Below are 6,801 nucleotides of genomic sequence, written 5' to 3' on the forward strand. Positions count from 1 at the left end.
TACGCGATATTCCCTTCAATGGCACATACAAGAAGAGAGTCATCAACAGGAGTGAGGAATCGACAACCAGCAACGCTTAATTATCTAAAGTGTCGTATTTGCTTCATAAAATATGGCGAATAACACAAAGCCCGCAGCAGCTCATTGTGCGGGCTTTTCTTATACCTACTTCCTAGAGATAATTCTATGGAGGCATTAAATCAATACTGTCATTGGTAATATCATATTATCTAAAAGTCTTTCCACTTTTAACATCTAGGTATATTCTGTTCGACAACGTCATTCCTCCACAATATGTGAAATAGATGTTTTCACCCTTATTGCTTGATGCCATCCACCCTCCGATTTCCTTAAAATCGCTTTCTGTGCAGACCCCTTCATTTATTAACTTCCTAGCTGCCGAAGAAAACTCTTTTTTGTATATACGGTAGTCATCAGATCCTTTGATTAAAGTATCATCTCCGCTCGCATTTTCAGTAGGATCTGATGGCCTTTCACTGCTAAGATCACTAAGTTTAACCCATTCTGAAAACTTGCCATTAACGATTCCGTTTTTTCTTGTGCAGGATTTATTACCTTCTTTAATATATTCGCTTTCCCCTCCCACACATGAGGCTGAATATGGCTCAGTTATACGAACCCATTCACCTTTTTTTTCTAGAAAATCTACGCCTTCCCTGAAAAATAGTTTCCCAGCCACTCCACATTTACTTGAAGGGCAGGTATGTCTTTCCGTTCGATCAACAACAACCCAAAGTCTTGATTCATTTTTTGCCATTGCCGATGGTATTTGAGATGAGACAATTAACGTAAGCCCTAAAATTAGTATTGATTTTTTCATTGTAATTTCCTTTTACTTTTTACAAAGCGTTTAATGATGGCTGATTATCTTTAAGCGTAGTAACAGCCTTGTGCGAAACATGTTACCAAATCGCCATTTCAGTGTATCCGCAGTTAGGCTGCCACTTCAAGGATTCCTAATTACATGGTACGTAAGCGTAAAATCCCGTTGGTTGTCGGGTAATAACTCTGATCAAATCTCCCTTGTCTTTTGCTCTTACGTATGCAGCTCTTGTGTATTCAACCCAGGCCTCCAGTTCAGCAATACGCTTACTTCCATCCGAGATAACACCTTCTACTCACGCTGCTCGTTGAGTTTTGATTTTTGCTGTCTCCAGCTCAACACGCAGTTTCCCCTCCGTTAGCGCAATATCCTCGTTCTCCTGGTCGCGGCGTTTGATGTACTGCTGGTTTCTTTCCCGTTCATCCAGCAGTGTCAGCACAATCGATGGTGTTACCAGCTCATGGAAAAGGTCCGCGTCAAATCCCCAGTTGTCATGCATTGCTTGCTCTGCCGCTTCACGCAGTGCCTGAGAGTGAATTACGCTCACTTCGAACCTCTCTGTTTACTGATAAGCTCCAGATCCTCCTGGCAACTTGCACAAGTCCGACAACCCTGAACAGCCAGGCGTCTTCGCTCATCTATCGGATCGCCACACTCACAACAATGAGTGGCAGATATAGCCCGGTGGTTCAGGCGGCGCATTTTTATTGCTGTGTTGCGCTGTAATTCTTCAATTTCTGATGCTGAATCAATGATGTCTGCCATCTTTCATTAATCCCTGAATTGTTGGTTAATACGCTTGAGGGTGAATGCGAATAATAAAAAAGGAGCCTGTAGCTCCATGATGATTTTGTTTTTCATGTTCACCGTTCCTTAAAGACGCCGTACAGCATGCTGATATGAGACAATGTTGATTCATTAAGTTGATTCCAGACTTCCTTTGGTAAAAGCTTGTATCAGTCTGTTTGCTGCTGCTTTCTGCGCTGCCACATTGGCAATAACAGATAGTTTTTCCTGGCTGGCTTTCGTGCAGATCCCCGCCCAGTTATCCATCAGAAAAAAATCCTCTCTTTCTGCAGAGCTGGTAGTTGCACATAGTTTTTCGATCATAGAAGTTATTTCTGCGATGGAATGATTAACCATCATCTGTTGAACCGCAAAACCGAAAGCGTTAATCATTACTCCATGGAACTGAATATAATCGCGCTTGTACGTAGCGTGGTGTACACCATGTCGGATTGAGTCAATCTGAGTTAGTGTAATCCATGCCTCCCAGACAGATTCTATATATCCCATTTCAAGTTGTTGATTGCCGTTCCTAGCGAACTTTGACGTTGCATCAGTGAGTGCCTTGAAACTCACCCACATATTACTTTTTAATGGCACTACGTTGTGTTCAAAATCGGTTATATCGGCAAATACAGTATGTTGGGTCAGGAAGGATATCATTCCCTGAGCAATATCATCCCGGCCGTTATACGCCATATTGATGGTCGCTGATGGCTTAGAAACGTTGTTATTTATGTCCGAAAAGAACTGCTGCCGGGTTTTTAGCGGCAGATTCATTGTAAGCATCATGGGAACCATGAGTGTTGATGGGGAACTTCGGCAAAATATCTCAATGCCAGCTGCACGATGTTGACCATCAAAAAGTTTTATTTCGGCGTCGAGGGGAATTCTGGCTATACCAACATTTGTGTTGCCAAACGGTACAAATTCTATATTCGAATCACAGTTACCTACGAGAGGGGGAATGATAAAAGGCTCATTTCTTGAGTCTGCGTTAGTGAGATAATTTAAAAATTTTCGTACTCGATTTGGATTAATTTCTCGCTGAGAGCGTTCCAGTGTATGGCCGTAATTATCTGAAGCGAGGAAACGAGCCAGCGATCTTCCTGGTATGGTAAGGAAGAGTGTAACAGTACCACCCTGTACACCTTGCGATGCCGGAAATTCGAATGAATGATTACCAACCTGACTCATATATCCTCCTGTTTATTATTTATCTTCTCAGCCAGCCGCTGTGCTTTCAGGGGATTTCGGGTAACAGAAAGGCCGGGAAATACCAAGCCTCGCTTTGTAACGGAGTAGACGAAAGTGATCGTGCCTACCCGGATATTATCGTGAGTATGCTTCATCGCCATTGCTCCCCAAATACAAAACCAATTTCAGCCAGTGCCTCGTCCATTTTTTCGATGAACTCCGGCACCATCTCGTCAAAACTCGCCATGTACTTTTCATCCCGCTCAACCACGACATAATGCAGGCCTTCACGCTTCATACGCGGGTCATAGTTGGCAAAGTACCAGGCATCTTTTCGCGTCACCCACATGCTGTACTGCACCTGGGCCATGTAAGCCGACTTTATGGCCTCGAAACCACCGAGCCGGAACTTCATGAAATCCCGGGAGGTAAACGGGCATTTCAGCTCAAGGCCATTGCCGTCACTGCATAAACCATCGGGAGAGCAGGCGGTGCGCATACTTTCGTCGCGATAGATGATCGGGGATTCAGTAACATTCACGCCGGAAGTAAACTCAAACAGGGCTCTGGCGTCGTTCTCGTACTGTTTTCCCCAGGCCAGCGCCTTAGCATTAACTTCCGGAGCCACACCGGTGCAAACCTCAGCCAGCAGGGTGTGGAAGTAGGACATTTTCATGTCAGGCCACTTCTTTCCTGAGCGGGGCTTTGCTATCACGTTGTGAACTTCTGAAGCGGTGATGACGCCGAGCCGTAATTTGTGCCATGCATCATCCCCCTGTTCGACAGCTCTCACGTCGATCCCGGTACGCTGCAGGATAATGTCCGGTGTCATGCTGCCACCTTCTGCTCAGTGGCTTTCTGTTTCAGGAATCCAAGAGCTTTCACTGCTTCGGCCTGTGTCAGTTCTGACGATGCGCGAATGTCGCGGCGAAATATCTGGGAACAGAGCGGCAATAAGTCGTCATCCCATGTTTTATCCAGGGCGATCAGCAGAGTGTTAATCTCCTGCATGGTTTCATCGTTAACCGGAGTGATGTCGCGTTCCGGCTGACGTTCTGCAGTGTATGCGGTATTTTCGACAATGCGCTCGGCTTCATCCTTGTCATAGATACCAGCAAATCCGAAGGCCAGACGGGCACACTGAATCATGGCTTTATGACGTAACATCCGTTTGGGATGCGACTGCCACGGTCCGGTGATTTCTCTGCCTTCGCGGGTTTTGAATGGTTCGCGGCGGCATTCATCCATCCACTCGGTAACGCAGATCGGATGATTGCGGTCCTTGCGGTAAATCCGGCATGTACAGGATTCATTGTCCTGCTCAAAGTCCATGCCATCAAACTGCTGGTTTTCATTGATGATGCGGGACCAGCCATCAACGCCCACCACCGGAACAATGCCGTTCTGCTTATCAGGGAAGGCGTAAATTTCTTTCGTCCACGGATTAAGGCCGTACTGGTTGGCGACGATCAGCAATGCGATGAACTGCGCATCGCTGGCATCACCTTTAAATGCCGTCTGGCGAAGAGTGGTGATCAGTTCCTGTGGGTCGACAGAATCCATGCCGACACGTTCAGCCAGCTTCCCAGCCAGCGTTGCGAGTGCTGTACTCATCCGTTTTATACCTCTGAATCAATATCAACCTGATGGTGAGCAATGGTTTCAACCATGTACCGGATGTGTTCTGCCATACGCTCCTGAAACTCAACATCGTCATCAAACGCACGGGTAATGGCTTTTTTGCTGGCCCCGTGGCGTTGCAAATGATCGATGCATAGCGATTCAAACAGGTGCTGGGGCAGGCCTTTTTCCATGTCGTCTGCCAGTTCTGCCTCTTTCTCTTCACGGGCGATCTGCTGGTAGTGACGCGCCCAGCTCTGAGCCTCAAGACGATCCTGAATGTAATAAGCGTTCATGGCTGAACTCCTGAAATAGCTGTGAAAATATCGCCCGCGAAATGCCAGGCTGATTAGGAAAACAGGAAAGGGGGTTAGTGAATGCTTTTGCTTGATCTCAGTTTCAGCATTAATATCCATTTTTTATAAGCGTCGACGGCTTCACGAAACATCTTTTCATCGCCAATAAAAGTGGCGATAGTGAATTTAGTCTGGATAGCCATAAGTGTTTGATCCATTCTTTGGGACTCCTGGCTGATTAAGTATGTCGATAAGGCGTTTCCATCCGTCACGTAATTTACGGGTGATTCGTTCAAGTAAAGATTCGGAAGGGCAGCCAGCAACAGGCCACCCTGCAATGGCATATTGCATGGTGTGCTCCTTATTTATACATAACGAAAAACGCCTCGAGTGAAGCGTTATTGGTATGCGGTAAAACCGCACTCAGGCGGCCTTGATAGTCATATCATCTGAATCAAATATTCCTGATGTATCGATATCGGTAATTCTTATTCCTTCACTACCATCCATTGGAGGCCATCCTTCCTGACCATTTCCATCATCCCAGTCGAACTCACAAACAACACCATATGCATTTAAGTCTTTCGAAATTGCTATAAGCAGAGCATGTTGCGCCAGCATGATTAATACAGCATTTAATAAAGAGCCGTGTTTATTTAGTCGGTATTCAGAGTCTGACCAGAAATTATTAATCTGGTGAAGTTTTTCCTCTGTCATTACGTCATGGTCGATTTCAATTTCTATTGATGCTTTCCAGTCGTAATCAATGATGTATTTTCTGATGTTTGACATCTGTTCATATCCTCACAGATAAAAAATCGCCCTCACATTAGAGGGCAAAGAAGATTTCCAATAATCAGAACAAGTCGGCTCCTGTTTAGTTACGAGCGACATTGCTCCGTGTATTCACTCGTTGGAATGAATACACAGTGCAGTGTTTATTCTGTTATTTATGCCAAAAATAAAGGCCACTATCAGGCAGCTTTGTTGTTCTGTTTACCAAGTTCTCTGGCAATCATTGCCGTCGTTCGTATTGCCCATTTATCGACATATTTCCCATCTTCCATTACAGGAAACATTTCTTCAGGCTTAACCATGCATTCCGATTGCAGCTTGCATCCATTGCATCGCTTGAATTGTCCACACCATTGATTCTTATCAATAGTCGTAGTCATACGGATAGTCCTGGTACTGTTCCATTACATCCTGCGGATGCTCTTCGAACTCTTCAAATTCTTCTTCCATATATCACCTTAAATAGTGGATTGCGGTAGTAAAGATTGTGCCTGTCTTTTAACCACATCAGGCTCGGTGGTTCTCGTGTACCCCTACAGCGAGAAATCGGATAAACTATTACAACCCCTACAGTTTGATGAGTATAGAAATGGATCCACTCGTTATTCTCGGACGAGTGTTCAGTAATGAACCTCTGGAGAGAACCATGTATATGATCGTTATCTGGGTTGGACTTCTGCTTTTAAGCCCAGATAACTGGCCTGAATATGTTAATGAGAGAATCGGTATTCCTCATGTGTGGCATGTTTTCGTCTTTGCTCTTGCATTTTCGCTAGCAATTAATGTGCATCGATTATCAGCTATTGCCAGCGCCAGATATAAGCGATTTAAGCTAAGAAAACGCATTAAGATGCAAAACGATAAAGTGCGATCGGTAATTCAAAACCTTACAGAAGAGCAATCTATGGTTTTGTGCGCAGCCCTTAATGAAGGCAGGAAGTATGTGGTTACATCAAAACAATTCCCATACATTAGTGAGTTGATTGAGCTTGGTGTGTTGAACAAAACTTTTTCCCGATGGAACGGGAAGCATATATTATTCCCTATTGAGGATATTTACTGGACTGAATTAGTTGCCAGCTATGATCCATATAATATTGAGATAAAGCCAAGGCCAATATCTAAGTAACTAGGTAAGAGGAATCGATTTTCCCTTAATTTTCTGGCGTCCACTGCATGTTATGCCCTGATGAATCCCCTAATGATTTTGGTAAAAATCATTAAGTTAAGGTGGATACACATCTTGTCATATGATCAAATGGT

At 44.5% G+C, this 6,801-nt stretch carries 12 protein-coding genes and 1 pseudogene; 1 reads left to right on the forward strand and 12 read right to left on the reverse strand.

Annotated elements, in window-relative coordinates; translation table 11 throughout:
- Nucleotides 1-226: 226 nt before the first annotated feature.
- From K0335_RS15815 to K0335_RS15870, 12 genes and pseudogenes are all read right to left on the reverse strand, one after another.
- Nucleotides 227-841, reverse strand: a complete 615-nt coding sequence (locus K0335_RS15815; protein WP_181142131.1) for a hypothetical protein — start codon at nt 839-841, stop codon at nt 227-229.
- A 250-nt stretch (nt 842-1,091) separates the two neighbouring features.
- Nucleotides 1,092-1,343 (reverse strand): annotated as a pseudogene (locus K0335_RS15820) (ead/Ea22-like family protein); the annotation flags it as partial.
- Nucleotides 1,344-1,387: 44 nt separating this feature from the next.
- Nucleotides 1,388-1,609 carry a TraR/DksA family transcriptional regulator gene (locus K0335_RS15825; RefSeq protein ID WP_138223044.1) on the reverse strand — a complete coding sequence of 74 codons (222 nt, stop codon included), beginning with the start codon at nt 1,607-1,609 and terminating at the stop codon, nt 1,388-1,390.
- Between the two features lie 153 nt (nt 1,610-1,762).
- On the reverse strand, nt 1,763-2,827 hold the full coding sequence (locus tag K0335_RS15830; protein WP_021557045.1) for a DGQHR domain-containing protein: 1,065 nt from the start codon (nt 2,825-2,827) through the stop codon (nt 1,763-1,765).
- Nucleotides 2,824-2,982 carry a DUF1317 family protein gene (locus K0335_RS15835; RefSeq protein WP_074195081.1) on the reverse strand — a complete coding sequence of 53 codons (159 nt, stop codon included), beginning with the start codon at nt 2,980-2,982 and terminating at the stop codon, nt 2,824-2,826. The genes K0335_RS15830 and K0335_RS15835 overlap by 4 nt, the downstream gene beginning before the upstream one ends.
- Nucleotides 2,979-3,659 carry a lambda exonuclease family protein gene (locus tag K0335_RS15840; protein ID WP_000186789.1) on the reverse strand — a complete coding sequence of 227 codons (681 nt, stop codon included), beginning with the start codon at nt 3,657-3,659 and terminating at the stop codon, nt 2,979-2,981. The genes K0335_RS15835 and K0335_RS15840 overlap by 4 nt, the downstream gene beginning before the upstream one ends.
- Entirely contained in the window at nt 3,656-4,441 is a 786-nt protein-coding gene (bet, locus tag K0335_RS15845) for a phage recombination protein Bet (RefSeq protein ID WP_000100847.1), read from the reverse strand. Before bet ends, K0335_RS15840 begins: the two co-directional genes overlap by 4 nt.
- Nucleotides 4,442-4,446: 5 nt before the next feature.
- Nucleotides 4,447-4,743: a host-nuclease inhibitor Gam family protein gene (locus K0335_RS15850; protein WP_000995439.1), complete on the reverse strand. Its 297-nt coding sequence runs from the start codon at nt 4,741-4,743 to the stop codon at nt 4,447-4,449.
- Nucleotides 4,744-4,817: 74 nt separating this feature from the next.
- Entirely contained in the window at nt 4,818-4,961 is a 144-nt protein-coding gene (gene kil, locus K0335_RS15855; protein WP_000372941.1) for a host cell division inhibitory peptide Kil, read from the reverse strand.
- On the reverse strand, nt 4,930-5,094 hold the full coding sequence (locus K0335_RS15860; protein ID WP_001198861.1) for a protease FtsH-inhibitory lysogeny factor CIII: 165 nt from the start codon (nt 5,092-5,094) through the stop codon (nt 4,930-4,932). Before K0335_RS15860 ends, kil begins: the two co-directional genes overlap by 32 nt.
- A gap of 72 nt (nt 5,095-5,166) precedes the next feature.
- Entirely contained in the window at nt 5,167-5,535 is a 369-nt protein-coding gene (locus tag K0335_RS15865) for a DUF2528 family protein (RefSeq protein WP_074562900.1), read from the reverse strand.
- 182 nt (nt 5,536-5,717) lie between these two features.
- Nucleotides 5,718-5,918 carry an antirestriction Ral family protein gene (locus K0335_RS15870; protein ID WP_000213975.1) on the reverse strand — a complete coding sequence of 67 codons (201 nt, stop codon included), beginning with the start codon at nt 5,916-5,918 and terminating at the stop codon, nt 5,718-5,720.
- Nucleotides 5,919-6,184: 266 nt separating this feature from the next.
- Between K0335_RS15870 and K0335_RS15875 the strand changes: the two genes are divergently transcribed.
- Nucleotides 6,185-6,667 carry a superinfection exclusion B family protein gene (locus K0335_RS15875; RefSeq protein ID WP_000281856.1) on the forward strand — a complete coding sequence of 161 codons (483 nt, stop codon included), beginning with the start codon at nt 6,185-6,187 and terminating at the stop codon, nt 6,665-6,667.
- Nucleotides 6,668-6,801: the final 134 nt, after the last annotated feature.

Source organism: Escherichia sp. GZ89 (assembly GCF_019366485.1).
GTDB classification, from domain to species: domain Bacteria; phylum Pseudomonadota; class Gammaproteobacteria; order Enterobacterales; family Enterobacteriaceae; genus Escherichia; species Escherichia fergusonii.